30 protein-coding genes and 1 pseudogene are annotated in these 26,086 nt (G+C 38.7%); 8 read left to right on the forward strand and 23 right to left on the reverse strand.

All coding sequences use genetic code 11. The annotated features are described in order from the left end of the window. The 5 genes and pseudogenes from DMB95_RS09675 to DMB95_RS00015 form a co-directional block, all read left to right on the forward strand. Window positions 1-166: pseudogene (locus DMB95_RS09675) on the forward strand (methyl-accepting chemotaxis protein); the annotation flags it as partial. A gap of 226 nt (window positions 167-392) precedes the next feature. Beyond that, a complete protein-coding gene (locus DMB95_RS09680; RefSeq protein ID WP_260604799.1) occupies window positions 393-1,052 on the forward strand; it encodes a hypothetical protein in 660 nt (219 codons plus the stop codon). A 1,018-nt stretch (window positions 1,053-2,070) separates the two neighbouring features. Next, window positions 2,071-2,511 (forward strand): methyl-accepting chemotaxis protein, encoded by a 441-nt coding sequence (locus DMB95_RS09835; protein ID WP_442861437.1) that lies wholly within the window; start codon window positions 2,071-2,073, stop codon window positions 2,509-2,511. A 133-nt stretch (window positions 2,512-2,644) separates the two neighbouring features. Then, the gene (locus DMB95_RS00010; RefSeq protein ID WP_142930368.1) at window positions 2,645-3,001 is read left to right on the forward strand and encodes a hypothetical protein; all 357 of its coding nucleotides are present in this window, start codon (window positions 2,645-2,647) and stop codon (window positions 2,999-3,001) included. Next, window positions 2,995-3,177: a hypothetical protein gene (locus tag DMB95_RS00015; protein WP_142930369.1), complete on the forward strand. Its 183-nt coding sequence runs from the start codon at window positions 2,995-2,997 to the stop codon at window positions 3,175-3,177. Before DMB95_RS00010 ends, DMB95_RS00015 begins: the two co-directional genes overlap by 7 nt. Here DMB95_RS00015 and DMB95_RS00020 read toward each other — a convergent pair. The 8 genes from DMB95_RS00020 to DMB95_RS00055 form a co-directional block, all read right to left on the reverse strand. Continuing rightward, on the reverse strand, window positions 3,161-3,691 hold the full coding sequence (locus DMB95_RS00020) for a hypothetical protein (protein ID WP_142930370.1): 531 nt from the start codon (window positions 3,689-3,691) through the stop codon (window positions 3,161-3,163). The genes DMB95_RS00015 and DMB95_RS00020 overlap by 17 nt on opposite strands. Before the next feature lie 262 nt (window positions 3,692-3,953). Further along, entirely contained in the window at window positions 3,954-4,421 is a 468-nt protein-coding gene (locus tag DMB95_RS00025; protein ID WP_142930371.1) for a hypothetical protein, read from the reverse strand. Further along, entirely contained in the window at window positions 4,418-4,642 is a 225-nt protein-coding gene (locus tag DMB95_RS00030; protein ID WP_442861435.1) for a hypothetical protein, read from the reverse strand. Before DMB95_RS00030 ends, DMB95_RS00025 begins: the two co-directional genes overlap by 4 nt. Beyond that, window positions 4,593-4,994 (reverse strand): hypothetical protein, encoded by a 402-nt coding sequence (locus tag DMB95_RS00035; protein ID WP_142930373.1) that lies wholly within the window; start codon window positions 4,992-4,994, stop codon window positions 4,593-4,595. The genes DMB95_RS00030 and DMB95_RS00035 overlap by 50 nt, the downstream gene beginning before the upstream one ends. Beyond that, on the reverse strand, window positions 4,991-5,380 hold the full coding sequence (locus DMB95_RS00040) for a YcbK family protein (protein ID WP_142930374.1): 390 nt from the start codon (window positions 5,378-5,380) through the stop codon (window positions 4,991-4,993). Before DMB95_RS00040 ends, DMB95_RS00035 begins: the two co-directional genes overlap by 4 nt. A gap of 164 nt (window positions 5,381-5,544) precedes the next feature. Continuing rightward, window positions 5,545-7,017, reverse strand: a complete 1,473-nt coding sequence (locus tag DMB95_RS00045) for a hypothetical protein (RefSeq protein ID WP_142930375.1) — start codon at window positions 7,015-7,017, stop codon at window positions 5,545-5,547. Between the two features lie 3 nt (window positions 7,018-7,020). Further along, window positions 7,021-8,235, reverse strand: coding sequence for a collagen-like triple helix repeat-containing protein (locus DMB95_RS00050; protein WP_221886032.1), 1,215 nt, complete (start codon window positions 8,233-8,235; stop codon window positions 7,021-7,023). Then, complete coding sequence (locus DMB95_RS00055; protein WP_142930376.1) at window positions 8,228-8,827, reverse strand: hypothetical protein; 600 nt, start codon at window positions 8,825-8,827, stop codon at window positions 8,228-8,230. Before DMB95_RS00055 ends, DMB95_RS00050 begins: the two co-directional genes overlap by 8 nt. A 564-nt stretch (window positions 8,828-9,391) precedes the next feature. Here DMB95_RS00055 and DMB95_RS00060 point away from each other — a divergent pair. Continuing rightward, the gene (locus DMB95_RS00060; protein WP_142930377.1) at window positions 9,392-9,610 is read left to right on the forward strand and encodes a hypothetical protein; all 219 of its coding nucleotides are present in this window, start codon (window positions 9,392-9,394) and stop codon (window positions 9,608-9,610) included. 140 nt (window positions 9,611-9,750) lie between these two features. Here DMB95_RS00060 and DMB95_RS00065 read toward each other — a convergent pair whose 3' ends face one another. From DMB95_RS00065 to DMB95_RS00125, 13 genes are all read right to left on the reverse strand, one after another. Continuing rightward, window positions 9,751-10,122: a hypothetical protein gene (locus DMB95_RS00065; RefSeq protein WP_142930378.1), complete on the reverse strand. Its 372-nt coding sequence runs from the start codon at window positions 10,120-10,122 to the stop codon at window positions 9,751-9,753. Between the two features lie 230 nt (window positions 10,123-10,352). After that, window positions 10,353-10,799 (reverse strand): hypothetical protein, encoded by a 447-nt coding sequence (locus tag DMB95_RS00070; RefSeq protein ID WP_142930379.1) that lies wholly within the window; start codon window positions 10,797-10,799, stop codon window positions 10,353-10,355. A gap of 18 nt (window positions 10,800-10,817) precedes the next feature. Next, complete coding sequence (locus DMB95_RS00075; protein WP_142930380.1) at window positions 10,818-13,232, reverse strand: hypothetical protein; 2,415 nt, start codon at window positions 13,230-13,232, stop codon at window positions 10,818-10,820. Between the two features lie 145 nt (window positions 13,233-13,377). Continuing rightward, a complete protein-coding gene (locus DMB95_RS00080) occupies window positions 13,378-14,946 on the reverse strand; it encodes a terminase large subunit domain-containing protein (protein WP_142930381.1) in 1,569 nt (522 codons plus the stop codon). Window positions 14,947-14,948: 2 nt separating this feature from the next. Next, window positions 14,949-15,551 (reverse strand): hypothetical protein, encoded by a 603-nt coding sequence (locus DMB95_RS00085; protein ID WP_142930382.1) that lies wholly within the window; start codon window positions 15,549-15,551, stop codon window positions 14,949-14,951. A gap of 422 nt (window positions 15,552-15,973) precedes the next feature. Further along, window positions 15,974-16,678, reverse strand: coding sequence for a DNA-methyltransferase (locus DMB95_RS00090; protein ID WP_142930383.1), 705 nt, complete (start codon window positions 16,676-16,678; stop codon window positions 15,974-15,976). Between the two features lie 2 nt (window positions 16,679-16,680). After that, window positions 16,681-17,508, reverse strand: coding sequence for a hypothetical protein (locus DMB95_RS00095; protein WP_142930384.1), 828 nt, complete (start codon window positions 17,506-17,508; stop codon window positions 16,681-16,683). Window position 17,509: 1 nt separating this feature from the next. Further along, entirely contained in the window at window positions 17,510-18,055 is a 546-nt protein-coding gene (locus DMB95_RS00100; protein WP_142930385.1) for a hypothetical protein, read from the reverse strand. A gap of 12 nt (window positions 18,056-18,067) precedes the next feature. Further along, on the reverse strand, window positions 18,068-19,012 hold the full coding sequence (locus DMB95_RS00105; protein WP_142930386.1) for a hypothetical protein: 945 nt from the start codon (window positions 19,010-19,012) through the stop codon (window positions 18,068-18,070). Beyond that, complete coding sequence (locus tag DMB95_RS00110; protein ID WP_142930387.1) at window positions 19,013-19,897, reverse strand: hypothetical protein; 885 nt, start codon at window positions 19,895-19,897, stop codon at window positions 19,013-19,015. A gap of 29 nt (window positions 19,898-19,926) precedes the next feature. Continuing rightward, window positions 19,927-20,292 (reverse strand): hypothetical protein, encoded by a 366-nt coding sequence (locus DMB95_RS00115; RefSeq protein WP_142930388.1) that lies wholly within the window; start codon window positions 20,290-20,292, stop codon window positions 19,927-19,929. 215 nt (window positions 20,293-20,507) lie between these two features. After that, complete coding sequence (locus DMB95_RS00120; RefSeq protein ID WP_142930389.1) at window positions 20,508-21,686, reverse strand: phage capsid family protein; 1,179 nt, start codon at window positions 21,684-21,686, stop codon at window positions 20,508-20,510. Window positions 21,687-22,029: 343 nt separating this feature from the next. Beyond that, the gene (locus DMB95_RS00125) at window positions 22,030-22,674 is read right to left on the reverse strand and encodes a Coiled-coil domain-containing protein (protein ID WP_142930390.1); all 645 of its coding nucleotides are present in this window, start codon (window positions 22,672-22,674) and stop codon (window positions 22,030-22,032) included. Between the two features lie 147 nt (window positions 22,675-22,821). On the opposite strand from DMB95_RS00125, the gene DMB95_RS00130 reads away from it, so the two are divergent. Together DMB95_RS00130 and DMB95_RS00135 are read left to right on the forward strand one after the other, a co-directional pair. Then, window positions 22,822-23,361, forward strand: a complete 540-nt coding sequence (locus DMB95_RS00130; protein WP_142930391.1) for a hypothetical protein — start codon at window positions 22,822-22,824, stop codon at window positions 23,359-23,361. After that, the gene (locus DMB95_RS00135) at window positions 23,354-23,665 is read left to right on the forward strand and encodes a hypothetical protein (protein WP_142930392.1); all 312 of its coding nucleotides are present in this window, start codon (window positions 23,354-23,356) and stop codon (window positions 23,663-23,665) included. Before DMB95_RS00130 ends, DMB95_RS00135 begins: the two co-directional genes overlap by 8 nt. Here the strand turns inward: DMB95_RS00135 and DMB95_RS00140 are convergent. Together DMB95_RS00140 and DMB95_RS00145 are read right to left on the reverse strand one after the other, a co-directional pair. Then, on the reverse strand, window positions 23,662-25,383 hold the full coding sequence (locus DMB95_RS00140; protein ID WP_142930393.1) for a hypothetical protein: 1,722 nt from the start codon (window positions 25,381-25,383) through the stop codon (window positions 23,662-23,664). The two genes, DMB95_RS00135 and DMB95_RS00140, sit on opposite strands and share 4 nt — an antisense overlap. Then, window positions 25,384-25,992 (reverse strand): hypothetical protein, encoded by a 609-nt coding sequence (locus DMB95_RS00145; protein WP_142930394.1) that lies wholly within the window; start codon window positions 25,990-25,992, stop codon window positions 25,384-25,386. Between the last annotated feature and the right edge of the window lie 94 nt (window positions 25,993-26,086).

Here is a 26,086-nt window from a genome sequence, read left to right on the forward strand (position 1 = left end):
TAAAGAACAAACTGCAGGTATTACTCAAATCAATGAAAGTGTAGCTCATATAGAAAGTGTAACTCAAGATAATGTGAAGATTGCTAATGATAGTTCTGTGATTTCTGATGCAGTCAATAGTATTGCAAAAAATATTCTTGAAGATGCTCGGAAGAAGAAGTTTTAATACTAAAGCATAAGTAATTTTTATACTTTCAAATCAAACCTTAAACTTGAATTTGAGTTTAAGGTTTGGGTGTTTATTCTTCAGTCATTGCAAGCTTTTGTAAAAACAAAACTCTATTAGCTTAAAGCTTTAATGTATAAAATACTGATTTTTCTTAAATAATTTAAGCTTTGATTTGCTACAATCTAAAAAAAAACAAAAACTACAAATTTTAAAAAGGAACTTGATGTTTAAATCCCTTAACATAGCAATGAAGCTTGTCTTATCTGTTGCTTTAATCGTGATTGTAGGAATGGCTTTACTGATCCTTATCATCTCAAATCAAGTTTCTTCTAGCATAGAATACGAAGCAAAATCAACCATCTCTCAAGCCTCGCAAAGCTATGCAAACTATATGCAAGGCGTGCTTAATGAATCTGTAGCGCTAACCAAAGCGACTGCACATTCTATCAATCAAACTTTAAAAGAAAAAGACAAAGTGAATATTTATGTGCTTGAAGCTTTGTTTAAAAACATTTTTGACTCAAATTCACACTCTTCTTATGCTTTTTTATACCTTGAGGATACTTCTATTTTGCTTGATGATTTAGAATTTATCGACAAGCGATATAAAAGTGCGGACGATAGCTTTGGTATAGTATATTTTGATGATGATCTTACTCAAGTTGGACATGTAAAATCCATGCAGTTTAGCGAACGTTTTAAAAATCTTCCTGTTGTAGATAAGATCAAAAAAAGCGTCAAAGAAGCTAACCGCAATGCTATTTATTTTGATATGCCAATGAAGCTGGATTTTGGAAGGGGTGAATTTTTAGGCATTAATATGGCTATGGCACTTTTTGACAAAAAGGGAAAATTTTATAGGTGTTTTGGCTTATACTTTTGATTTTGCGGAATTTTCAAAGCTTTTGCTTGATCCTAAACTTGATCTTTATGAAGGAAATTTAAGGGTTTTATTTACTCAAGATGGAACCATAGCTATACACAAAAATGAGAATTTAATCCTGAAAAAATTCCTAGAAGTCAATACCTCACCACAAGCTGAAACGATCGCAAAGATAATCCAAGCAAATGAAAATGCCACTTTTGATAATTACCTAGCCACGACTTCAGAGCTTAGCTATATCAGCGTCGCTTCTTTTTCTACCACTGAAAACTCAAGTCAATGGAGCTTGGTTGTTACAGCGCCTAAAAATGCTGTTTTGACACCTTTGAAAAAATTAGAACTGACTATTTTTGCACTTTCTGCTTTATTTACTCTTATTATTTTGCTCATCGTGTATTATTCAGTCAATAAGATCATAGGCTCAAAAATTCCTCTAGTTGTCAAAGCCTTACATAGCTTCTTTCGTTTTTTAAATCATGAAAAAGTAGAATTTCAAAAAATCAAAATCGATACAAATGACGAGCTTGGCAATATGGCAAAAATGCTTAATGAAAGCATTATCACCATTCAGCATAATCTCAAAGAAGATCAAGACGCTGTAAAACAATCTGTGCAAACCGTCCATGTGGTAGAAAATGGGGATTTAACCGCAAGGATTATGGCTAGCCCTAAAAACCCTCAACTTATCGAGCTTAAAAACATACTTAACAATCTTCTTAATGTGCTTGAAGAAAAGATAGGCGCTGATATGAATGAAATTCAAAGAGTGTTTAATAGCTACAAGGCTTTAGATTTTACAACTAGCGTAGCAAATGCTAAAGGAAATGTTGAAATCACAACAAACGCACTTGGCTTAGAAATCATCAAAATGCTTAAACAAAGCTCAAAATTTGCAAATACTCTTAGCAATGAAAGCTCAAAACTCCGCCTTGCCGTGCAGTCTTTAGAGCAAAGCTCAAATTCTCAAGCACGAGCCCTTGAAGAAACAGCAAAGTCTTTAGAGCAAATCACTTCTTCTATGCAAAATGTCTCTAGCAAATCAAATGAAGTTCTTACTCAAAGCGAAGAGATCAAAAACATAAGCGCTATCATTAGAGATATATCCGATCAAATCAATCTCTTAGCCCTTAATGCAAACATAGAAGCAGCAAGAGCTGGCGAGCATGGAAGAGGTTTTGCAGTCGTTGCTGAAGAAGTAAAAGCACTTGCTGAAAAAACACAAAAATCTTTAGGCGAAATAGAAGCAAATGCAAATTTACTTACACAAAATATAAACGAAATGGCTGAGAGTATCAAAGAACAAACCGATGATATCACACAAATCAACGAAAGCGTAACCATGATCGAAAATATGACTCAAGAAAATGTAAAAATCGCTAATGATTCTTCAGTAATCTCTAAAAGCGTAGATGATATAGCAAGTAGCATACTCAAAGATGTGGAAGAGAAGAAATTTTAAGCACTTAAATTTCACAACTCATATTCTAGTTATCGCAGCTATTTTTTTGTGTCTTTTTGCTTTTTTCGCCTTAAAAACTCAAAAAACTTTGAGTAGCATTCTAGCATAAAATTACAACCCCAATGCAAAAAAAGTGCAATTTTTTTGCACACTACCGCTCAAAAGCCCTAAAAAGCACCCCAGCCACCGCCTCTTACCTTCACGCTCAAATGCACCAGCACTCGCCCAAAGCCTATCCAAACAAAGCTCCACCATTCAAACCCACCGCCTCATCAAACAAGTTTTCGCACTTTTGCATTTGCATTCTTTAAAAATTCTACTCCCCAAAGTGCATTTTTACGACAAAAACAGCATTTTTCAATCCAAATTCGCCGCCATTTTCCACCCAAAAACTCAAATCCCCTCCGCCCTCTCGTGTGGGGCGACAAGCCAAAGCCAAGCAAACGCAAATCGTGTGGGGCTGGGCGATACAAACTCATTCTCGTGCTAGAGGATGGCGCGGGGCAGCTCAACTCAAAACCACCCAAACTCAAACCAAATGCCAAAAGCTCTCATACAAGATCAAGCATCATCACAAATTTACCTGATAAGCTCAAGGAGTTGTTTTTGCAAGCTTGTCATTTAAGTTTGATTTCGCACTTCACCCACTTCACACGTCCTTTTTAGTTTTCAACGCTTTTTGCTCATCTTTTGCACCCTTGTTTTCACTTGCTGGTGGGCTTTCTTTCGCCTTCTCATCTTCATTTGCAAGCCTTTGACCTTTCATTTTCGCCTCCTCATTTTCTACATTTTGCTCGTGCAAAGGCGTGAAAAAAAGGGCATTTTCCTTACTTTCATCATTATATCTTTTCTTCAAAAAAGCGTTAATTTCTTTATCATAAATGATAAGCAAAGTTGTAATTATTATATGTGGTATAGTGCTGATAAAATACGCCACGCTCAAAGCCGAATAATCATCATTTGGCACACTCTGAGGCAAAAGAGCCGAAGCAAAAACGAGCATCGTGCCCAAAAACAGCCCAAGCGAGAGCACAAACTGCACCGCAACGCTCAGCAAAATCAGCCATTTGCTCACTGAAAAGATTTTGATATGCTGCAAACAAATCGCGATCGCCACCCCAAACACCCCAGCACACAAAGCAATGAGAACCTTACTCAAAAAAGAAACATCATTATTCATTTTAAAACCCTTTATCATTATCTTGCAGCAAAAACCCTGCCCGATTTTGCAAGATAATATCCCAAACCCTGCCCGACAAATCACCTCAAACAAGCCTTACTTTCTTGCGTTTAGCTTACAAAAAAAGGAGGCGGTATCGCTTCAAAATATCTCAAAAAACCTTGCAATTTCCCAATTTCTCGCAAAGCCTTCCCCCAAGCTACTTTCTTGCAAAAAGCGCGCAGGGTAGCTCTTGCCAAGCCCTTCAACTCAACCCTTCAACTCACTTGACCTCGTGCCAATCTTGCGTCGTATTACGCAAAAATTCCTCCGTGTAAAGCACATCAAGCCTGACTTTTAAGTCCGCATCAGTGATACTTTGCTTATCCCTTGTTGCACGCGCTAGATACAAAGGCATTCCACCTTCAAGGCTTCTTTTTGAGCCAGTTCGAACGATATTCATCGCCTCGCTCACTGAAATTTTCCTAATCGGCAACGCCGTAGCTATGGTGTTATGACACTGAATGCACCCCGTGCCCTTAAACACTTCATTATTTTTTGAAAGCTTTAAAAAAGCTAATTTCTCGCGTTCATCAAGATTCATTTTCACACTCAAAGCCCTTGTTTCAGCAAACATAATATCGATTTTATCTTTCAAATCAGCATTAATCTTTACATACTCATCAACAAAACCCTTAAAAATCACATAAACAGCGATCAAAAATACAATCAAAACAAAATTTAGTTTCATTTTGCACCATCATTTTGCAAAGTCTGTATCGCTTTGAGCTGATTTTCAAGCTTTTTATAATGATAAAAAAGATATGAATACGCATTAATAATATCAAGTTCATTTACGACTTTAGGCTTTTGCAAAGGCGGGGTTTCAAGCAGGTTAGGAGGCACTTTGATATACACAAGCTCACTTTGCTTGACAACTTGTGTTTGCGTCCTCGCCCCACAAGCATTCAAGCACAGCATTAAACAGCTCAGTAAGATTATTATCTTTGTTTTTGTATAAAATTTTTTGCACATACACGACCCTTTCGTTAAGCTTTTCATTCGCCTTACTCACGCTAGCAAGGGCTTGAAGCTCCTGTGTTTTTCTTTGCTCTAAAGCCTTTAAATCCGCCTCAAACTTGACATTTGCTTCTAAAGTCGTGTTTAAATCCCTCTTTAAAAGCTCATTTGCAAGCCTTGCTTCATCTAAAGCATAAAAAAGCCAGCCCACCCAAGCCAAAACAAGACTTATCAAAGCCCCAGCAAGGACATAAAGCCCAGAATTTGAGCCAAAAAAGCTCACAATCTTAAAAATGAAACTCATTTATACACCCAACGCGCCTTCACGCCTCTAGTATCTAAATGCACAAAGCCACGAAACGCGTCATTTAAATTGTGCTTAATAGCGATACCAAAAGGCTCATCGCCATATCTTTCAAGCACGAACTCATACACCTTTTGAGTAGGCACGCCCTTGATGATAAAATCCACAGCGTCCCCGTGCGTGTGCCTTGAGTTAGGTGCTCCGCCCACTTTTTTGTTGTGCTCTTTGCAACGATAGGCAGAATTTATAATCAAAGGTGCGTTAAAATGCTCTCTAATCTCGCACAAAACCTCGACAAGCCTATCACTTGGCATACCCGCTGGCAAGGTGCATTTTCCGCACTTGCACTCAAATTCTTTTTGGCTAAAATACTTATTTTCTAGCATACACTCTCCTTTTTTTTGCAAGTAGTGTAGTAGAAAAATAAAATAATAAAAAGGGTTAATATAGCTTGCAAACTGCACGCTACGGAGAAATGCCCGCGCAAACTCATATTTTGCATAAAACGATACTATAGGGGCTTTTTGATTGGGGTGTGAAAATTACTAAATCACACCCTTGTATCATAATCAGCCATATTTATGAGCTTTCCGCCATCTCCTCCACTTGCTTTATTCATAAATTGCAAGTTTGCACTTATCACGGCTCCTGTGCTTTTAGTCTGTGCTAAACTCATTCTATCCACTCCAACGCCATTTTCAGTGCCATTTCTAAACACATAATGATTTTTATGTAATTTTAAAGCCTTGTTTTTAGCTGCATATTTGACAAGTCGTATCGTAGCACTGCCACTTCTATAGACTGTTGTGCCTTTTACCCTTGCTTTGAAATTATACCCACTATCTTGAGTGTATATATCAAAAAATTTATAAGTATTATTTTGACTTGCGCTTGAGCAAACACATTCTAATGATATAAGATAATCATCATCTTCTTCACTACCAAAATTTGCTTGCAAATTTGCATCTAAAACAAAAGATTTTTGCATTGACTTTGATAAAGATACCAAGATCAATGCATTAGCCACACTACTATATTTTTTAGGATAAAGCCTTTCATCATCTTCAGTATAAAGTTCATCACATCGCAAAACAAAATTTGAATTGTAGTAATTTGTAGCAGTTGTTGTGATTGAAAGATTCATCAACAAAGCATTTCCACCAGCTCTTACTAGATCATAACCCATTCTTTCATTTGTTTTTGCTATCAAATCCACCTTCCAACCCACGCCCAAATCATCTGGCGTCGTTGCGATTTGTGTTTGAAAATACGTCAAATAATCAGCTGTGTATTCAGGTGAGCTTTGCGTAGCATTTGCGAAAAACTCGATTTGATTTTTAGCCGAACAAAGTGTAATGCCATTGTGTGATCTAACAGGCGTTACAGGCACGGTTAAAAACTCATTGATACGAATATCAGCCATACCTTTCTTTTTGCCGATGATTTGAAAGCTTACCTTAAATGCACCATTGATCGCATTTGCTAAAAAATAACTATACCCAATTGCCAAGAGATAGCCCGCTAAATTACTTGCATCATAGTAAGCATTTGCGTTATATTTGTTCATCCACTCTAATTGCACGATGAAGTATTCTTCATCTTTAAATTTTTCGATTTCATTTAAAAGGTGAGCTACAAAGCCCACAGCTGAAGATGATTGAGGGGCATAATTTGCTTGAGTAAAGCTCAAATACTCAAGTGGTGTTTTTTTCGAATTCACAAAAATGAGCTTTTTGCTTCCTTGCCTTACGGTATCACTATCACCTTCTTTGGCTAAGGCTATATAAACTTGATTGTTGATTACGGGTAAAATCCGCCCCCAAGTTGGAAAATTTAAAGCCCTATCTTGAGCTAGCACAAGCTGCCATTTTTGAGCCTTTTCATCACTCACAAGCTCATAATCCAAACCCCCGATATTTTCACCTACTGGATAAATTTGCGCCCCATTAAACATTACCTTATCAACGGCTTTTAAGCGGCAAAAAATCTTATCGATAGGCTTACTCTTGTTTAAAATAGCCATTTTCTAACCTTGTATAAAATAAAGCTTGTTATTGTTTTTCTCAGCCTCGCTTAAAGCATCATACTCAGCTTGAGTGTAAGTTAAAACCTGCTCGCTTTTTTGGTTAATAGCTGGACTTTTAAAGCCAGCTAGAGCTTGAGTGATGAGCTCATTTACCCTTGCTTCATTTGTCAAAGTGGCTAGCTCAGCTTTATCTGCTTTGCTCTGTGAGAGACTTTCAAGAGCTGTATTCTCAGCCTTGCTTTGCAAAGCTGCATTAAGCTCGTTTTGTAGTGTGCTAAGCTCGCTTTTTTCAGCCTTTGAAGCGATAAATGGCTCAATACTTGCCTGCGTTAAGTTCGCCATCGTGCCAGCCTCGCCCCTGTCGCCTTTCTCACCTTTCTCACCTTTCTCACCTTTTTCGCCCCGCAAACCCTGTTCGCCACGCTCGCCCCTGTCGCCTTTTTCGCCACGCTCACCTTGCAAACCTTGCTCGCCTCGCTCTCCTTTTAAGCTTGCAAGTTGCTGGGGCGTAAAATCACTAAACACAAAAGCATCGCCTTTGTCTCCCTTTTCTCCCTTTTCTCCACGCTCGCCTTGCAAACCCTGTTCGCCCTTGTCGCCTTTTGCACCCCCGCCAAGTTGTGTGATTTTTTCAGTGATGACGCGTTCAAGCTCGTTTTTTTCGGCTTTTGCCTCAAGTGCTTGCGTGGTAGCGATGATATCTTGCTCAATTCTTGCAAGGCTTGCTTCAAAGCTATCCTCAACCCTCACAAACCCTGCCTCAAGCTCACTTTTTCGCGCAAAATCACTCAAATCAAACTTAGTATTAATATCATTAAATTCCCTGCCATCGTAGATAAACCACTGCTCATTTGCACCCTCGCCAACGATGTATAAATCCCCGCTCAAAGGCTTTTTAATCGCCTCAAGCTCGGCTAAACCTGCCAAATGCCCCTTAAACCTTACTCCGCTTGCCAGCTGAGCCAAAAGCTCGTTAATCTTGCCTTCAAACTCGGCTTGTTTTTGGCTTTCATACTCGTTAAATTGACGCTTTAACTCAGTTTCTAAAGCCGCTAAAGCCGCAGCAATCTCAGCTTTAACACCAGCAGTATTCATACCACTAAAACCCTCAGCCTTTGCTTCAAAACTCGCCACAAGCTGTTTAATCTCAGCGATTAAGTCCCTTAAATACCCACTTTGCTCCTCGATAAGATCAAGCGTTTGCATTTCATTCATCATTTGCTCCTAAAGTGATTGTTTCAAGCTCAGCCTTTGAATGAGCGTTTGAAAGTGCATTTTTGCACTCTCTAAGCTTCAAAGCCCCCTCATTTAGCCTTTCGCTCATCAGTTGCGTAAGTTTTGTAAGTTCGCTAAGATCAAGGCGGACAAAGCTATTATCAAGGCTGATAAAAGCAAAGCTTTCAGGCACGCCATTAAGCAAAGAAAAAAGATTAAGATAGGTGCTTAAAAGCCCAAATTCACTTGCACTTACGCGGAATTCTTTTTCTTTAAAATGCAAAGGCTTAGCTAAAAAAGTTTCGTATTCTTCATTTAAATCCTCAAGTTTGAGCGCCTTAAGCTCTTCTAAAGGCTTGTCTTTGGCTTCAAAAGATAAAATATACTCAAAATCAGCTTCATTAAAATTGCCAGTGCGCTGTAAAAACTGCGTTCTTTCATCAAAGCTAGGCTTTGCAAGCTCTTTAACACTTGCCAAACCCAAAGCCCTCAAATCAGCCTTTTCAAGCTTAGAAACAAACCAAGTATTACCCTGTTCATCAGTGTAAATATCACTCTCAAGCAGCTCTTTTTTGTGTGTATTGTAAAGCATTGTTATTCCTTTTTTTGCCTTGTATTATAAACAAAACACAAAATGCAAAAAAGGGTTAAAAGCTCACCCAGTCATCACAAGCAAGCAAAACACCCGCCCGCTATCCTTGCAAAAACGATATTTTACAGGGTTGTAACTCAAAACAAAATACCAATCATTTCCTTTTAAGCTTATCTTCAAGTTTTTTGATACGAAACTCACAAATACCAAGCCAAAGTGCTAGTATGAGGATTAAGATAAAATCTAAGTTCATTTTTACTCCTTTTATGTTATAATGTTTCAAGATGAAAAGGCAAAGTCGCAAAGCCCTTAAAAAGGGCTTTTTGTCTAACTCGTTAAGAGTTTGACTATCGCTAAAATGCAAAAAGCGATTTTTAAGATTAGGGCTAGTAATCTTAGTCTTTTCATCTTTTTTCCTTTCTTTTTTGGATTTGTATTTTTAATGATATGTTAAAAATACATTATAATTATACACTAAAAATTAAAATTTATCAAGAATTTTTTAACTTTTAATTAACTTTTTTTTGATATAATTACATTTTAAATTAAAACAAAGGTTGCGTGATGACTTATGAAGAATTCTCAAACAAGCTTAAAGCCTTAAAGCTGAGCAAAGATGAGTTTTCAAAGTTAGTGGGTATGAATTATAACTCAGTAGCCAACTGGAAACTTAAAGAAATCCCCGCTTGGGTGGAGCCTTTTTTAAAGTTTTATGAAAGAAGCCTTGATCTTGAAGAGCTCTTAAAAGTGATGCACAAATACACCCGAAAAATCGAAAGCTAAAGCAAAATGCTAAGTCTGTGAGCCAAGCTTTTGCAAACCAAACAGCAAGCCTTTCAATGTGCAAGAAAGTGTGCATTAAAACATTTATGGGGCTTCAAACTCTTGCTTTGGCTTAAGATTGAGCGTTCATTTTACGCAATTTATAAAATTTGTATTTGAAAAAGCTCTATTTTGCCACTTATTGAAAGCTCATTATCAAAATAATTTTTCTTTGTTCTGCCTAGTTTATTTTTATAGTAATGATATCCATTTTCTCTTAAACGCAAACGCAATTTAAAAAATTTATTTGCAGGGATATCAAAAACCCCCTCTTTAATCGCCAAAGCCTCGCCTTTACTTTGTGAAAGCAAGGTTGAATGCTCATTGAGATTTGTTTGGCTGAGCCCTTGAAAACATAAAAGCTCAAAATAATCCCAATATTTTCTATGATTTTTATGCCCACCCACCTGCGTTGCAAATCGTGCTTGAGCGTAAGCTTCCTGCGTGATTAAAAAGCAAATATATAGCCTCAAAGCCTAGCACAATGAAACACTTCGCTTTCATACGCATTAGCCTTTAAGCTTTGATTGAGAGTGAAATTTGCAAATAAAATAGACATTTTTATCCTTTTTTTATAGATTTAAAATCTTCATCGCCCAAGCCTTTATCTTGCTCATCAGCTTTATTTGAAACAAACACGATTATTAAAAGCACGCAAAGTCATCTCTTTGCCAAAAGCTCCGCAAAAGCTCTTGCCACCCCTTCACACAAGCTCTAAACTCAAAATTTCAAAATCACTTAATTTTAAAGTATAATGATAAGTGCTTCTGGCTCTGTAATGCGTTTTGTAGCCCTTAAACCCGTGAAAGACCTTGTATGATTCTTCCCAAACTTGATGCAAAACTAAATCAATGCGATAATAAGTATTCAAAGGCACTTGAGTGCTTACTTCTTTGAGTGTGCGGGCTTGATTTTTGTAAAATTGGACTAAAGTTTTTGAGCTTGCCCCAGAAAAATTTGCATTTGAAGAGCTACTCAGCCAAACTTCAGCGATGGTGTGTATCCTTTCATGAGTGTAATAAAGCTCATCGTATTTGCTTTGAGTGATTAAAGCTTTAAGTTTGAGTGTGATTTGATGTGGTGTAAAAGCTATGCTTGAATGCGTGTTTGTGAAATTAATAGGCGCATTATTATTAACAAGGATTTTCATTTTCTTTGTTATTCCTTGTCAGCTTCGCACCAAGCGGATTACGCCGTTTATAATGCCGTAGCTAAAAAGCTCCCAGCTGTTAAAATTGCTCTGCGAGATCCGCCAGTTAAACGGGGCATTAAAGCCTGTGATACGATTGGCACCATTGACAAAAATCATACCGCTTTTGCCTTCACACCCAGCCACTGAAACACTTCTTAAAGCTTGATTTGAAGTAAGATTAAGCTTAAAGTTTATACCTTTTCTAAAGTCAATGCTTGCGTTGTTGTTTGCATTATTTACCCAATCATAATTATATCGATTGTAAGTATTAGTAATATTTGTTTGAAGCTCAGTTTTTGCAGTGTGTAAATGAGAGCTTAACTCGGCTTTAGTTTTATCCACAAAAGCTTTATTTGTCAGCTGTTGCGGGTATTTAATCTCTAAAAGTTCTTTGTATTTGTTTGGCAGACTTTCATCTGGCAAGATGAGCCTTTCGATGATCTTAAGCCTTTTATCATGCTCATTGACAAAAATATAAGGCAAAAGCCCATTTGGCTCTATCACACGCCACTCAAAATTCGTGTAAAATCGCACGAAGATAAAGAGCTCATCGCCTTTTTTCCACACATCAGCAAAATTCGCATTTTCAGGCTCATCATCTTGTTCAAAAGCAAAAGAGCCCTCAAGATTGATCTTTTTAAACATAGCGACATTACTATCCACAAAATAATAATACAACTCATTTGAATACGGCTTAAAAAGTAAATCCCCAGCATTTGCAGTCTTTGGCTCAAGTTCTTGATGAAAGCGGGCGTATTTCAAACAAGCTTTAAGGCTCAAAAAGCCCGTATTTGAAGCCGTGCCAGTGTAGCTTTTAAGCTCGCCTTCATAGATATTATCTGCTTGATGATGAAACCACAAATCATTTTCTAAAAGCTCATCAGGAGCACTTTCCCCTTGAAAACGCGCCCTTTGCTTGCTTTCGTCTAAACGCACGAAGTCATAGTTTTGCCCTAGCTTTTGATACACAAACACTTCTCTTTCATCGCCTTTAAACCACAGATCAAACATATTCACAAGCACTTCATCAGCCCCAGCACTTGCTTGAGTGTTGATAGGCTCATTCATCTGAAAAAATTTAGCGTGCAAATACGCCTTTTCAAGTGCTATCCACTTTTGCACCAAAGTATCATTTTCATTTACGCTGACATATAAAAAGAATTCCTCGCCCTTTTTCCAGATATCATTAAGCTTGACATTTAAACTCGGCTCATCATCTTGCTCAAAACGCACCTGCTCAAGCTTTTTAGAGATTTGCACCCAGCTTTCATTTTCGCGGTAAAAAAGCTCTAAATAATCCATCTTAAACCAAGTTTGCCCCGCTTTGATAGGATTTGTATCGCTTGAAACAGGCTTTTGCTGACACTGAAAATCCGCACGAAAAGGCGTTTGATTGATCTTGTGCCAATTATTGCCGTGAATATCGTTTAAAAAAAGAAAAAGCTCATCAGTATCGTTTTTATAAAAGGCATCATCAAGTCGCGCAAAATACTCAGGCTCATCAGCACTAAAAAACGAAATGGCAGGGTTTTGGATATATTTTTTCACCACCGCTTCATTGAGATCAAGCCAAGTATTTTCAAGGCGAGCATTTGCAGGCTCTTTTGCACTCACAAAATCAAGCTCATCAAGGCTTTCTTTTAGGGACGCGATGTGCTGATTTAAGCGATCAAATTGTTCGTTCACAAACTCGCTCACTTCGCTTTTTGTCTGCTCTTTTTTCGTCTCTAAGCTTTGAAAAACCTCTTCTTGCTTTGTCTCAAGCTCGCTTTGTTTTTGCGTTAAGTTCAGCTCAAGCTCGCTGTGAAGCAGTTTTAGCTCGGCGATTTTGCTTTCATACAGAGCAAGGGCTTGATTTTTAAGGTTGTTTGCAAAAGCAAGGATTTGCTCTTTTTTGCCCTCAAGTTCAGTTATAGTTTGCTCTGCAAGCTCTTTTTTGTTCTCAATTTCATTTTTTAATTCTTGCAAATTCCCAAGTTTTGCGATGAGCACTTCAATATCATTTTTATACGCATCCATTGCCTCAAAATCCGCTTGCACCTCGTTTTTGAGACTTTCAAGCTCATTTTTAAGCGTGCTGGTAAGCTCAAGCTTTTGGCGCACCTCATTTAAACTCGCCTCAAGCTCGCTTTTTTGTGCTCTTAAAGCCTCATTAAAAGCGTCTTTTTCGCTTCTAAAATCCTCTAAAAGCGATTGCGTTTCATTTTGCTTATTTTTTAAAGCCTCAAGCGTGCGTAAATACTCATTTTCAAGACTTTCAAACACCTGATACACCTCATTGACGCAAAACAAGGTCATCTTCACTTGCTCTTTAAAGTTCGCATTTTCTTTAAGGGCATTTAAAAGCTGTTCATCAAGGCTTAAATTTGGGGTTTGATTTTGATCTGGCATAGTCGTTTCCCTTTTTTTCTAAAATAAAACAAAGTCTAAGACAATTTCAAAAGAAAGAAAAGGGTTAAATGAAACTTTTTAAAAAAAACAAACAAGCCCCAACCCTGCCCCAAATTAAAGGCAGGAGTTTTAGCTTGTTTTACATCTAAATCCGCCAAGTTCGCCCCTGCGTGAAATGCCCTCGCTTTGGCATAACAGGGGTTTCATTTGCTTTTTTAAAGCCCTTGACTTCATTATGATTTATGCAACTTGCGATCGCATCGATACAATCGTCTTTTCGAAAAGGCTTTGCGGGATTGAAGCTTAAAAGCTCTTTTTTGATCTGAGCTAAATTCGCGCAAGTGTTTAAAAAGACTAAATTACCGCTGTTGTAATAAGGCTTTATGGCTTTGATTTTATCGACTTTTGAGCTTTTTCGGCTGGCTGGATAAAGTTTGATGTTATTTGTAATCAGTGGCTTTTGCTGGGCTTTTAATTTGGTATTGATTTTAATAAGCTCTTTTTGTAAAAGTCGTTCTAAAACAAGCCCACCCCCATCACTTTCGATATACACGCTTGCTGCGGGGTATTTTAAGCACGCTGTGATGATAAATGAGCAGGTTTGCTCCTCATCAAACACCCCAAAAAAGCAGTCTTTCACCACATATTTTTCAAGTCCTGCTTCATCGCTTTCAACGCCTATGACTACCACCGCTCTATTATCAGCCCTTGCGTTTAAACTCATAGCGTTGTCGATGAAGATGTATTCGTTTTGCTCATTCATCTCAAAACTCGCGATTTGCTTAAAATACACCGCCTCAAAAAAGCCCGCCTCGCTCGCTTGAGGCTCTTGTTGATACTGCGTGCTAAACTCATCATCGCCCATTTGTTTTTTAAGCTCTTCAAGTTCGCTTAAAGTGTGGCGGTTTGGGAAAAGCGGCTCGCCTTTTAAACGCTGTTTTTTAAAGCTTCCCACTTCAAACACTTCATCTTTGCTCGCGATGGCTTCAAGTTTGATGATTTTCCATTTTGAGATAATGTGTGCATCAAAGTTTTTTTCATCAAGCAAAAATCCGCACAAATCCTCATATCCCAAGCGTTGCATTAAGATAGTAATATTACTTTGATTGTCTTGCAAACGACTTAAAACGCTTTCTTTGAAGTTTTGATTGACCCTTTCTCGCTCGACTTTTGAGTTCATATCGCTGACTTTAATGGGATCATCAATCAAAATGCTGTGCGCGTGAAAGCCTGTTATGGCTGATTTTAAAGTCGTTACAAAAAGCCCACCGCCTTCTTTTAAGACAAACTCACTTGAATTATCTTGCAAAAAAATCGGCTTTTCATTAAAAATTTGCTGATAAAAAGGGCTTTTTATCAAGTCCCTGACTTGATTTGAGATTTTTTTACAAAGCTCATCGCTGTAAGAGATATAGATAAACTTGCGACTTCTATCCTGCCCCAAAGCCCAAGCGATAAAGCTTCGAGCTATGGTTTCGGTTTTGCCATAACTTGGAGGCATATTGAGCATCAAACGCGTTAAAGGCTCATTTTTCTCAAGATGCGCAAACTTAGGCAGGGTTTGAGTAAGCAGGGCACAAATATAATCAAAATGCCAATTATCCATAAAAAAAGCCTGATTGTATCGTTGCCATTTGAGCTTTAAAAAGCTCTTAAAATCCCGCCTTGCCTTTTCACGCAACAAAGCCTCTTGAAGCACTTCTTCTTTTGTCAAAGCTATACCTTGATAAATGGGGTTTTAAAGCTTGTGTTTGAGCTTAGGCTTGCTATTTCGCCTCGCAAGGTATCAAGCTCTTCGCTTAAAAGCTTTTTATAAAAAAGAGCCTTTTGCGTGCTGTTTTGGTGCGTGTCTATGCTTGAAATTTCAGCCAAAACGCTGTAAATGAGAGCGTTTAAAAAGCTCTCATCAAGCACAAGTTCATCATCTAAATCTCTTAAAAACGCCTTTTTGATAGCATTGATCTCAAGCACTCCGCTGGCGTGAAAACTCAGCTTATAAAGCCCTCTTGCTTCTTCATAAAGGGCTTTTGCAAAACGCGCTTTGTGGGATTTGATAAAGCTTTTTGGCAGGAGTAAAAGCTCCTTAGCATTTAAAAAAGCACTGATGAGTTTTAGGGGGATAAAATCAAGTTTAAAGGCATTTTCATTTTCGTTTATAATGAATTTTTGCGTCAAGATATGGCGGTTAAAACTGGCTAAAAGTCTGTTTTGATGAAATTCAAGCAAATCGAGCAAAAATGTATCGCTAAAACGCGTCTTTAGCTCCTCTTCGTCGCGTAATCTTGCCCGAATGTGAGCGATGCACTCATAAACTTTCATATTGTTTTCCTTTTTTACTTACTTTCACCGCAGGAGCTTCTGCTTGCAGTTGCGAAGGCTTTGCCTGTAGCAAAAAGCTCCTGCTAAAGTAACAAACCTAAAGGCTACCCGACCCAAGCCTTCGGCTTGCCCCTGTCAAAGTAGCCACCTTTTTGTGTGTCCTAAAGGCTTCCCGACCCTTTTTCGCAAGCGAAAAAGCCCCCGATCTGGTATGCCAAAACTTTTCTTTCATTCAAGCTAAAGTAACTTCTGCTTGCAGTTACGAGTGCAACGCACGAAGTAAAAACCTAAAGGCTTCTGGGCTGGGGCTTTTGGCTTGCCCCTGTTAAAATAGCCACCCTTTTTGTGTAGTCTATAATCCTCTTGAGCCTATCTTAAAGCAAAATAAAAACTAAAAAAAGGGTTAAACACAAAAACAAGTTTTAATTCATATCAAAATCAAAGCTTGTTTGCACATACTCAAGGCGATTTAAAGCCATATTGTAAAATTCTTCTTTCACTTCACAACCAACAAACGAACGTTTTAAGCTCTTGCACGCTACAGCTGTCGTGCCAGAACCTGCAAACATATCAAGCACCAAATCCCCTTTCTTTGAAGAATTCTTTATCAGTGTTTCTATGATTTTTAAAGGTTTTTCAGCAGGGTGAGCGCTGTATTTTTTGGGTATATTCATCGAAAAAACCTTACTTGCACTTTTATAATCACTATGAAAAAGCGTGCGATCATTGCATACAAAAACTATGTATTCAAGATCGCTTAGGTATTTATTGTTAAACGCAGGCAGGGCATTGAGTTTGTGATACACCAAAACATCAAATTTATCATTTTTAAAATACTCAAGCAAAGCTTGTAAAAGTTTAGCGTTGCAGAAAAAATACGCATTAAGCACTTTCATTACACGTCTGACTTCATCTAAAATTCTAAAATCAAAACCTTGCATAAGTAAAGATTTATCTTGAGTGATTTTATCATAATGCTTTTTATTTTCTTTGGCATAAAACCCACCTCCACCACTTTCTTGCATAAGATAAGGCGGATCGCAAACGACTAAATCAACGCTGCCACTTTGCATATTTTGCAAAAAGTGCAAGGCTTCATCTTGCTTTAAAACAATGTTTGCTTGCACGCTCAAATCCTAGCAATCACCGCTTTTTGCGTGTTTTCGTGCCCAAGTATGACTTTAAGCTCAAGGGTATCACTCACCCATTCATCGTTTTCTTTTAAGGCTTGAAATTGCACCTTAAAAGTCCCTTCGCGCTCGCTCATAAAAAGTATATTTTTCGTGTTTTCGTAGCGTTTAAGCTCTGCGCCTTTTTCATCAAAGATGATAAATCTCGTCTCATTGTCTCCAAAGGCTGAAAACCCTTTGAGTTCAAGGCTTTCGTGCAAGACTAAGAGTTGTTTTGAAGCGTGCAGTATCACTTCTTTTGCTCCATTTCCGCCAAGAGAGAGCTTTTTGACATCTTCTATGAGTTCTTTTAAAATAGGATCAAAATCGCTGATTTTGCTGATATCAATTTGTGAAATCGTTTGTATCACATTGCCTGCGTGCGTTGCGATAGCCCCGCTTTCAGCTGCATTTCCCACAACATTTAAAAAGCCAACATAAGCATTTGCTTTGTTAATACTGGCATTATCGCTCACGCTTCGCACCATTGATCTAGCTTGAATGAGGCTTTTTAAGGCTTCTGCTTGAGCTTGTTTGATGGCGGATTTGGCATTGATGATATTAAGCTCAATCTCACTGCGAAGCTTTTGCGAGCTCATCGCCACTTCGTTTTTTTTCAGCTCAAGCTCTTCAAGAGCGACGCAAGTTTGCAAGGCATTTGAAGAAAAGCCCACCAAAAGACTGGCAAGAGAGGTATCATCTAGGCTCGCATTGGACGCAAACTTAAAAAACTCACTCTCATACAAGGCTTTTTCAAGGGCTTTAAACTTTGTTGTGAAATTTTGCATATTAAACTTTCAAGGCGGGATTAATGGGCGTAAAAAGAGCTTTTTTATACGCCAGATAATCACTCGCAAAACCCTTTGTGATAGCTACAATATCGCCTTTTTCAAAGCGGTATTTACGCCCAAGCTCATCAGTGTGCAAAAAACTTTGCTCGCCACGATACTCAAAAAAAACGATATTGACAAAATGCGTTTTGGGCGCATTTGCTGAGGCTGAGTTTGATAAATCAAAGAGCGAGACTGGTAATTGTTGCGAGGAATTTTCATCTTGTGAAGGAGTTTCATCTTGTGAAAGATTATTAGCCTCAAAAGCCTCTTCATCTTGAGTTTCTTTCTCATTTGTTTTTACTTGTTGTGTTTGGGTATGTTCATCTTGACTTTCTTGCTCGCTTTGCTCTGTATTTTGGCTTGCCTCTTTTGTATCTAAACTCGCCTCTTGCTCACTTTTATCAGCACTTAAAAGCTCTTGTGCCACAACTTGTTCGCTGATGCTTGCTTGCTCTTTTGTCAAAGCATCTTGTTCTTTGTTTTCTACTTGTTTTTTTGCCATGTTTCTTTCCTTTTATTGTATCTGTCTTAAACTTGTGTTTGCTTGTGCATTTGCAGCCTTTTGTTTGCCATTGATGAGCTCATAAAAGGCTTTATAATTAAACGGCTTGTTACTATTTGCACTTTTTTCCACAAAATCAATCGCCCTTTGTTGCCTTGCGAAGTTTTCAAGCACACTTTGAGGCACGGGCAAGGATTTGTTGATATTGTTTTTGATCGTCTCGCCTTGTGAAACGGCTGTGCTTTTCATCGCTGAGAGCATTTGCCCTAAAAACTGCTTTTCGTCTGTAAAACCCACCCCAAGTTGCATTTGGGCGTCTTTTCTAGCGCCCTCAGTGGTGCGTCCGTTGCCAGTTAAATTCCTAGCGTGAGCGCCTACGACATTACCCATTTCAGTTACAAACTCAGCGTGGTTGCTATCAAGTCCCCAAAGCTTATTTGTCGCAAAATTAAGCATGCGACTTAGCCCAGAGCTTGTGCCTAAGTTGCCTTGAGACTTTAAAATGGCTCTTAAGTAGGCATTGTTCGCCTCGACATCTTGCCCCATTTTATCCATCGAAGCTGTGCCACCCACGCCCTTAATCGCCATCACCCCATCATGCACAAGGCTTGAAAACTTCTCATTATCAATCCCAAGATATTTCTTCGCCAAATACGCATCATACATACTCACATTATCAGCACGAATTTTATCATCAAGATACCGCACGCCAGTGAGTTTTAAGGGGCGGTTGCTTTGAGTTTGCAAGTTTTTGTTTGAAAGCTCGGCTTGCTTGAGTATATCGCTTGCTTCCTTTGGGTTGTAAGCTGGCTTTAAATTGCTTTCATCTTGAGGCTTTAAAGCACCATCTTGCTCTGTTTTGCTTGCTAAGACGCTAGAACTTGCGTTGATGAAGTTTTCATCAGCATTTTTACTCTCATCAACAGGAGTGAAAAAATCATCTAAGTTTTGTTGCATTTACACCACCTTAAAAATTTGTTTTTTTGGCAAGCTTTGCGCTTCAAAGCCCTTCTCAAGCTCGATAAACTCAGCCATTTTAAAGGCGATGAGCTTCATTTCATTTTGCACAAAAATACTTGTTGTTTGCAAAGCATTTTCAAATCTTATGCTTAAAAGTTTGTGTTTATACTCATTTTCAAAACCTTTTAAAAAATCTTCAAAAAAAGCCCTCATCGCCTCTTTGAGTTCTTTTTTAAAATCCTTTTGGCTCAAACTTGAGCTAATGGCTTCTTTGATCAGTTTATCAAGCGTGCTTTGAAAGGCTGCATTTCGAAACAATTCATAACGAAAAAAGCTCAAATCAGCATTTTTCACAAGCTCATCGCCTCTTTCTTTGACAAGCTCGCTTAAAGCCTCGTCTTTGAGGCTTTCAAGGCTTTTAAGCTTGCTTTGAAGTGTGCGCGAAAACTCAGCCTTTGCCCTGCTTAAATTTTGGCTTAGCTCGCTTTTAAACTCAGCTTCATTTTGGCTTAAAAAACTTTGGCTTAAAGTGGCTTTAAAACCTTCTTTGTTTTGTTCTAAAAACTCTACAGCTAAAGACTTTGCAAGCTTTTTAAGCGCATTGTTGTGCTGCGATATATACGCGTTTATAAAAGAGCTTGGATCAAAATCCGCTTCAAACTCACCTTTAAGCTCGCTTTTGGCTGTTTTTAACTCCTCTTTAAGCTTGTTTTGCACCTGCTTTTCAAGCTCACTTAAAAAGGCTGGCAAATGAAGACTCAAGCTTTGCGTGATACGCTCATCAATCTTTTGGCTACTGCTTTGCTCTTTTTGTCTTTCAAGCTCGATTTTAAGCTCGTTTGAAGTCGCTAAAAAAGCTTGAATGTGTTCGTTTAAAAGCATAATTTTCCTTTTTTAAAAGCTGTTTTGTGCTAAAACTCAGCCAAAATCTCACTCGGTAAAAAATACTGCGCCCGAACGACTACTTTGCCTTTGGTGCATTTTGTAGCGACACTGATATTCACTTGTCCTGCCTTTAAAATCTGCGTTTGTTTGCTTGAGCGAGTGTTACCAATCGTATCAACACTGGCATCATTGATAAAAAAATCCGCCGTATCATCAAGCCCAACATCAAGCTTTACACCCGTATCGCTAGCCTCAAGCACCTCAAGATCAAGACTTAAAAGCTCAGCCTTTGCAGGCAACATTAACACCTCAAAAGGCTTAGCCACCTCAAGCAAAGCCAAACCCACCACCGCTTTTGTAAGATAACTTACATTTTTTACTCTTTGTTTCATTTTAAATTCCTTTTTTTACTTACTTTTTATGTTCTTTCACCGCAGGAGCAAAGCTCCTGCTAAAGAACCAAATCTAAAGGCTTCCCGACCCAAGCCTTCGGCTTGCCCCTGTCAAAGTAGCCAACTTTTTTTGTATCCTACCCGAGCTTTTTTCGCAAGTCAAAGCCCCGCTCAAGTCGCCTCAACTTTTCCCGTTTCTCGTTTTGTGCTTTGCGTTATCTGTAAGCTGAAAACAAGCCAATCACGGCAAAATCAGTATCAGCATACACACTGAGATTATCATTATGGCTTTCAAATCTAGCTTTTGAAATCGCCATCAACCTATCCACCCCGCAAATCGTTTTCCTGCCAGCGTCTTGGCTATCATCGATATAAAAATTCACACTATCACTGCCCGCCATGACCAAAGCTGAAGCCCCGATTAAAAAGCCTATGCTTACAGGAGTGTTACCAGCATACGCACTTGGCGGGACGATTTTAGAGAAATTTTGCTCGTTGATGTTGGCGCGAAAGTCCTCATCGCTGATCGTTGAATTAAGCATACCAGCTTGAAGTGGGGTGCTTACGCCCATATCAAGCACCACGCATTCATCGATAATGCCAACAAGTCCAGTAAAAAGGCGGTTTTTATCGCCTCTTACGCCCACTTTTTGCATCGCAATCCACTCAGGATCGCGTTTGAGCTGATCGATGGCGTAGCTATCAAGCAAGATGATATAGCTGTAATTTTCGATACTAATGCCCCCTTCAGTGTGCGAAACACTGCGGATAGGCTTCATAGGAAAGGCGTCTTTGCCTTGATAGTTCTTGCCCGTGCGTGCCATTAAAATGGCTTGTCTGATCGCCTTGACATTCATCACATCATCTTGTGTTACTTTTTTACTCGCTTGGCTCACGCTTGCTTCATTTGTAGTATCTTTAAAACCATTTGCACTATCGCACACGACGCAGTTTGTAAGATCATTTGCCAAGCTTGCAAACAAAGCCCTGTCCCTTTTTTCTCGTATCCAATCACTCAAACTATCGCTCGCTTCTTTAACAAAGTCGATCTGCTCGATAGTTTGATACTGCTTGATCGTGCTTTTTAAGCTGTTACCGATCACCTCAGGGTAGATGGTTTGGCTTAAAATTTCAAGCTGATCTAAATTCGTCTCAAAGTCCGCGTTTCCACGCACTCCAGCACCTGTTAAAGCCGCTTTTAAGCGGGGACGATAGGGCTGAGTGTTTTTGACGCTGTAGCTGCGAAGCCCGCGATCGCTTCCTTTTCCTAAAATAGCCTCAAATGGGCTTTTTTTCCAGCTGGCTTTTTCAATCGCTGTGGCGATTTGTGTGCTTACATTTGGGTTGTCTCTCCAACCTGCAATGTCGATTTTGTTTAGTTCATTTAATGGCATATTTGTGTCTCCTTTTTTATTTACTTTTTTATGTTCTTTCACCGCAGAAGCGAAGCTCCTGCTAAAGAACCTTCTGCTTGCAGTTGCGAAGTCGCAGACTGAAGCAAAAAACCTAAAGGCTACCCGACCCAAGCCTTCGGCTTGCCCCTGTCAAAGTAGCCAACTTTTTTGTATCCTAAAGGCTACCCGACCCTTTTTTTTGCTTACGCAACTGCAAGCAGAGGCTTCGCAAAAAGCCCCTTGTCTGGTGTGCCTCAACTTTTTCTGTATCCTGTGGCTTTTGGGCTGGGGCTTTTGGCTTGCCCCGCTCAAGTTGCCTCAACTTTTTCTTTTTTCCTCATCTTCACAAACGATTAAAAGGTAACTCAGTGTTTGAGCTTGGGCTTTGATCGTTTGAGTTTATCGGTGAGCCTGCTATCTTTTGAGGCAACTTTTCTTCGGTGTTTGAAGCTGTTTGGTTAGGATTTGTATAAAGGGTGTAAATCTCATACAAAGCCTCGAAAAACTCCTCAGGTGGCAGATTTTCAAGCTCATTCATCACTTTTGGCGGCAAATCATTGCTGAAAAAGTCCATCAAAACACTCATATCAGCTTCAGGGTGGTTTTGCAAAAAAGCATTTTGAGCCGCCTCGATCTGCCCCATCGCCTTTTTTTGCCCGATACTTGCTTCTAAAGCCTCCGCTTTTTGTGCCTTTGGGGCGATATTTTGCTCTAAAAAAGCATTTTGAGCCTCAAGCACTTTTTGATAAAAGGCTTCTTTGTTCTCAAAAAACAGCTCCTCAAGCTCAGCATCGGTGCTTTGTGCCATATATTTGGCAAAAGAGCTTTCAAGGCTAGCTCTTGCTTGATCAAGCTCGGCTAAAGTGGCGTTTAATTCAGCCTCATCAGCACTCGTGTCAAACTCGCTTTGAGGCGGTGTAGGCTCATTTTGTGCTGGCTCATCTTGAGGTGGGGCTGGTAAGTTGGCTAAATTTTGTTTTTCTTGCATTAGACTTTCCTTTTGTTTAAAATACAAGGCATTGTAGAAAAAAATGAAAATGATAAAAAGGGTTAAATACAAAACAAGGATTTGTGTTAAGCTTGTTTTTAAGGATTTTTGTTTATAATGATAGAGATTAAAGCAAAGAAGTGAAAAATGTTACTTAAGAATTTTATAGGCTCTTTTGTTTGTGTGAGCGCTCTTTGTAGTCAATGCTGGGCTTTAGATACTGAAAATTTCATCACTGCTGTGATCAAAGATGAAAAAAATATCAAAACATCAGCACAAAAAACAAAGCAAATCAGTATCCAAGAGTATGAAATCATCTCTTCAAAAGTATTTCAAATGCTTTCATTGCAATTTTTTAGTATGGTAAGTCTTAAAGAGCCCATCAATCAAAAGGATAAACAAGGCATTAAAGCCTATATCAAAAAGCTTGATGAAGTGCAAAAAGTAGCTCAAAAAAGGCTTTCAAGCAAGCAAAGCGAGAATGAAGGCTTTAAAACAAGCACGCTTAAAGTGTATTATGGGGCTGTTGCTTTAAAAAACACCTTAGAGATTATGATCGATGAGCATTTGTTTGAGCAAATAGGCTTCCTTGATGAAAATATCATCTTTTCAAGCGATTTTGATTTGGCTGAGTATGCAAAAGGCATTTTAGCTGCGCAAGAAAGTTTGAAAGCTTGCAATGTCTAATCAAAGCATAAGCTTAGGCTTTTTAAGAGCTGTGCTTGCAAAAATACTTAATGATAAAACAAGAGATGATAAAGAAAGGATAAAGGTTTATTTTTGCACTTGTATTTTGCCAAGATATGATGAAATCAAAGACAATTATCATAAACTTTCGGGATTTTCGCAATACTCGTGTGTTGAGGCGTTTTTTTCACAGCTTTTTAATGTCAAGGAAGATTTGATTAAAGATATAGTATCTAAGATTGAAGCATTTAAAAATTTAAACTCAAAACAAGCTTTGCAAGCATGTCTTATGACTAGCATTTAACTTTGTGCATCAAGTGTTGTATAATCAAAGCCCTTTAAATCCTCGCTTTTAAACAAAGGCTCGCTCAAAGCCTTAAAATCCTCTTTTTCAAGAGCGATGAAACGTAGTTTTATCACTCCTGTTTGTGAAAAATCCAAGAAAAACACATCTTCTTTCAAAGCATACTCATAAAAAGAATGCAAAGCGAATTTGTTACCAAAATAACGATAAAAGCCACTTGCCTTACTGCTTAGCTCAAAGCGCGCAAAATGCTTCATCAAGGCTTCATACTCTTGCACGAGCTCATTAGCATTTAAAGGCTTTTGTGTGTCTTCATCTTTAAAAAGTTTGAAAAAATCCTCAAGCAAAAGAGCTGAATGGGGCAGTTTTTTAAGATAATAATATTTATTTTGCATATCTTTTTCTTCAAAACGGCTGTATGTAAAAAGGCTTTGATCACTCTGCATTAAAACAAGTTTAAGTTCGCTTTTTACGCCACGAAATACATATCTTGTATCATCAACGCCGTATTCATTTGAGGGGATAATATGCTCGTTTTTTACCTCATTTTGCTCTTGAATGGAGTAAAATTTACTCTTTTCAAGCGTGTTGGCAATGGCGTTTAAATGCACATCAATCATATCAAGATAATACCTTGCTTTAAGCTCAACGCTGATTGTCTTGCTTTCTTGTAAAGCCTTGTAAGAGTGCGCGTCATACCATGCTTGAAGCTCTTCTTGGCTGCGTGTTTTTTCGGCTTTTTTAAAGGATTTTAGTGTGATGAAGTTAAAGTCAAATCGCTGGTTTTTGTTGTAAGCTTTTAGCTTTTCTAAAAAGTCTTGCATACAAATTCGCTGCTCAATGGGCTTTGTTTGACGCTCATACACCCGCTTAAACAACGCCTCGCCCTCAGCGGTGTAGTTGATATCTAAAAGCTCAAGCTCCTTAAAACCCTCGCTAATCCTTTTTGCCGTATCTTTGAGCTGATTTTCAAAGCTATCAATCATACTCCTTGCACTCATCTTAAAATCACTCAAAGGAAACTCAAGCCCCAAAACATCGCTTTTAAACCGCATTCCACCTGCTTTGCTTGCGCCCACTCTTGAGTGGATACTCTCATCAAAGACATCATTTTTCAAATCCCCTCTTAAACCCTTGCTCGTATCAAAGGCTATCGTGCTTGAAAAGCTTTGCGAACCAGCAGCGTTTTTTTGATAAATACTGCCGTTTGCGTATATTTCATAACCCCCATAAATGATGAGCTCAGTCAAGCGCTCTTTTTGCTCGCTTGCTAGTTTTTGACGCTCTAAAGCCTTGTTTGCGTTTGCGTATCTTGAGCTTTCAATGCTTATATTTACCGCCACGCTTGCAAGATAATCCCCATACATACTCACCGCAATAGCCACAGCTGAAGCCGTGATGGACGCATACATACTTATCGTTGCAACAAGGCTTGCCCCACCCGTAACAGGCGATAAAACTACGCCTAAAATCGCCACTGAGATGAAAAGCAGGTTTTTTAAGAGATTGCCCCCGCTTAAAGCTACAGCAAAAAAGCCCCGCTCAGCCTTTGCCTTTGCCGTTGCCCACTCGTAAGAAATATGCTCATAAGTGGCGTATTCTAGCTTAAAATCAAGGGCGTATTTGGTGGCGATACGTTCATAATCAGCCATTCTTTGGCGGTGATAGCGATCGCGTTTTTTCTTCCACTTGCCAAAAGCCCCGCTAAAAAGCCCCATTTAGCCTTCTTGCTCAAACGAAGCAAGCAAGGCGTTTAGCTCGGCGTTGCTAAGCTGGCTTAAATCCGTGTTTGAGTGATTTTCGATGATGATATGCTCTTTTCCATACAAACAAGTTTTCAAATCCAAAAAGATTTTGGCTACTTTTTCTGCACTTGCGATGATGAGCGGATCGCTTTTGTCCTCTCTTTTAAGCCTTTGCATTCTTAAAAGCTCATCTTTGGCGATAAGAGCTGAAAGGGCGATATTTTTTTGAATGAAATTCACACTCATTGCCTCAAGCAAAATCTTATCTGTTGAATGCTCAAGCAAGTTATCAAGCACGAGTTGATCAAGCTTTGTCGTGCTTTGAGTGCTTAAACGGGATTTAATCAAGCCTTTAAGCTGCTCTTTTTTGGCATTTTGGACGCTAAAAAGCTCGTTTTGCAAAAGCTCATCACGAAGCACTTCAGCTTTGATAGGCTTAATCGCCTTAGCTCTTTGCCAACCCTCGCTTTTAATCCAGTGCGCTAGAGTGCGGTATTTGACATCAAATTTTAACGCCACTTGCTTGGCATTTTCATCATTCATCTCAAAATACGCCCTGATCTCATCTTTGTTTGCGATCATTTGTGCCACCTTTTTTCAGCATTTTTGCACCAAATTTACAAAAAAGTGCAAAAAAGGGCAGGGTTAAATATTTTTGGTTATAATTTATTATAGT

It is taken from the genome of Campylobacter sp. MIT 12-8780 (genome assembly GCF_006864535.1).
Lineage (GTDB): Bacteria > Campylobacterota > Campylobacteria > Campylobacterales > Campylobacteraceae > Campylobacter_D.

Excerpts from the sequence above, each read along its gene's own strand:
- DMB95_RS09680 (WP_260604799.1), top strand. The coding sequence starts at position 393 with ATGTTTAAATCCCTTAACATAGCAATGAAGCTTGTCTTATCTGTTGCT.
- DMB95_RS09835 (WP_442861437.1), top strand. The coding sequence starts at position 2,071 with ATGCAAAATGTCTCTAGCAAATCAAATGAAGTTCTTACTCAAAGCGAA.
- DMB95_RS00020 (WP_142930370.1), bottom strand. The coding sequence starts at position 3,691 with ATGAATAATGATGTTTCTTTTTTGAGTAAGGTTCTCATTGCTTTGTGT.
- DMB95_RS00025 (WP_142930371.1), bottom strand. The coding sequence starts at position 4,421 with ATGAAACTAAATTTTGTTTTGATTGTATTTTTGATCGCTGTTTATGTG.
- DMB95_RS00035 (WP_142930373.1), bottom strand. The coding sequence starts at position 4,994 with ATGAGTTTCATTTTTAAGATTGTGAGCTTTTTTGGCTCAAATTCTGGG.
- DMB95_RS00040 (WP_142930374.1), bottom strand. The coding sequence starts at position 5,380 with ATGCTAGAAAATAAGTATTTTAGCCAAAAAGAATTTGAGTGCAAGTGC.
- DMB95_RS00045 (WP_142930375.1), bottom strand. The coding sequence starts at position 7,017 with ATGGCTATTTTAAACAAGAGTAAGCCTATCGATAAGATTTTTTGCCGC.
- DMB95_RS00050 (WP_221886032.1), bottom strand. The coding sequence starts at position 8,235 with ATGAATGAAATGCAAACGCTTGATCTTATCGAGGAGCAAAGTGGGTAT.
- DMB95_RS00055 (WP_142930376.1), bottom strand. The coding sequence starts at position 8,827 with ATGCTTTACAATACACACAAAAAAGAGCTGCTTGAGAGTGATATTTAC.
- DMB95_RS00060 (WP_142930377.1), top strand. The coding sequence starts at position 9,392 with ATGACTTATGAAGAATTCTCAAACAAGCTTAAAGCCTTAAAGCTGAGC.
- DMB95_RS00070 (WP_142930379.1), bottom strand. The coding sequence starts at position 10,799 with ATGAAAATCCTTGTTAATAATAATGCGCCTATTAATTTCACAAACACG.
- DMB95_RS00075 (WP_142930380.1), bottom strand. The coding sequence starts at position 13,232 with ATGCCAGATCAAAATCAAACCCCAAATTTAAGCCTTGATGAACAGCTT.
- DMB95_RS00085 (WP_142930382.1), bottom strand. The coding sequence starts at position 15,551 with ATGAAAGTTTATGAGTGCATCGCTCACATTCGGGCAAGATTACGCGAC.
- DMB95_RS00095 (WP_142930384.1), bottom strand. The coding sequence starts at position 17,508 with ATGCAAAATTTCACAACAAAGTTTAAAGCCCTTGAAAAAGCCTTGTAT.
- DMB95_RS00100 (WP_142930385.1), bottom strand. The coding sequence starts at position 18,055 with ATGGCAAAAAAACAAGTAGAAAACAAAGAACAAGATGCTTTGACAAAA.
- DMB95_RS00105 (WP_142930386.1), bottom strand. The coding sequence starts at position 19,012 with ATGCAACAAAACTTAGATGATTTTTTCACTCCTGTTGATGAGAGTAAA.
- DMB95_RS00110 (WP_142930387.1), bottom strand. The coding sequence starts at position 19,897 with ATGCTTTTAAACGAACACATTCAAGCTTTTTTAGCGACTTCAAACGAG.
- DMB95_RS00115 (WP_142930388.1), bottom strand. The coding sequence starts at position 20,292 with ATGAAACAAAGAGTAAAAAATGTAAGTTATCTTACAAAAGCGGTGGTG.
- DMB95_RS00120 (WP_142930389.1), bottom strand. The coding sequence starts at position 21,686 with ATGCCATTAAATGAACTAAACAAAATCGACATTGCAGGTTGGAGAGAC.
- DMB95_RS00125 (WP_142930390.1), bottom strand. The coding sequence starts at position 22,674 with ATGCAAGAAAAACAAAATTTAGCCAACTTACCAGCCCCACCTCAAGAT.
- DMB95_RS00130 (WP_142930391.1), top strand. The coding sequence starts at position 22,822 with ATGTTACTTAAGAATTTTATAGGCTCTTTTGTTTGTGTGAGCGCTCTT.
- DMB95_RS00135 (WP_142930392.1), top strand. The coding sequence starts at position 23,354 with ATGTCTAATCAAAGCATAAGCTTAGGCTTTTTAAGAGCTGTGCTTGCA.
- DMB95_RS00140 (WP_142930393.1), bottom strand. The coding sequence starts at position 25,383 with ATGGGGCTTTTTAGCGGGGCTTTTGGCAAGTGGAAGAAAAAACGCGAT.
- DMB95_RS00145 (WP_142930394.1), bottom strand. The coding sequence starts at position 25,992 with ATGATCGCAAACAAAGATGAGATCAGGGCGTATTTTGAGATGAATGAT.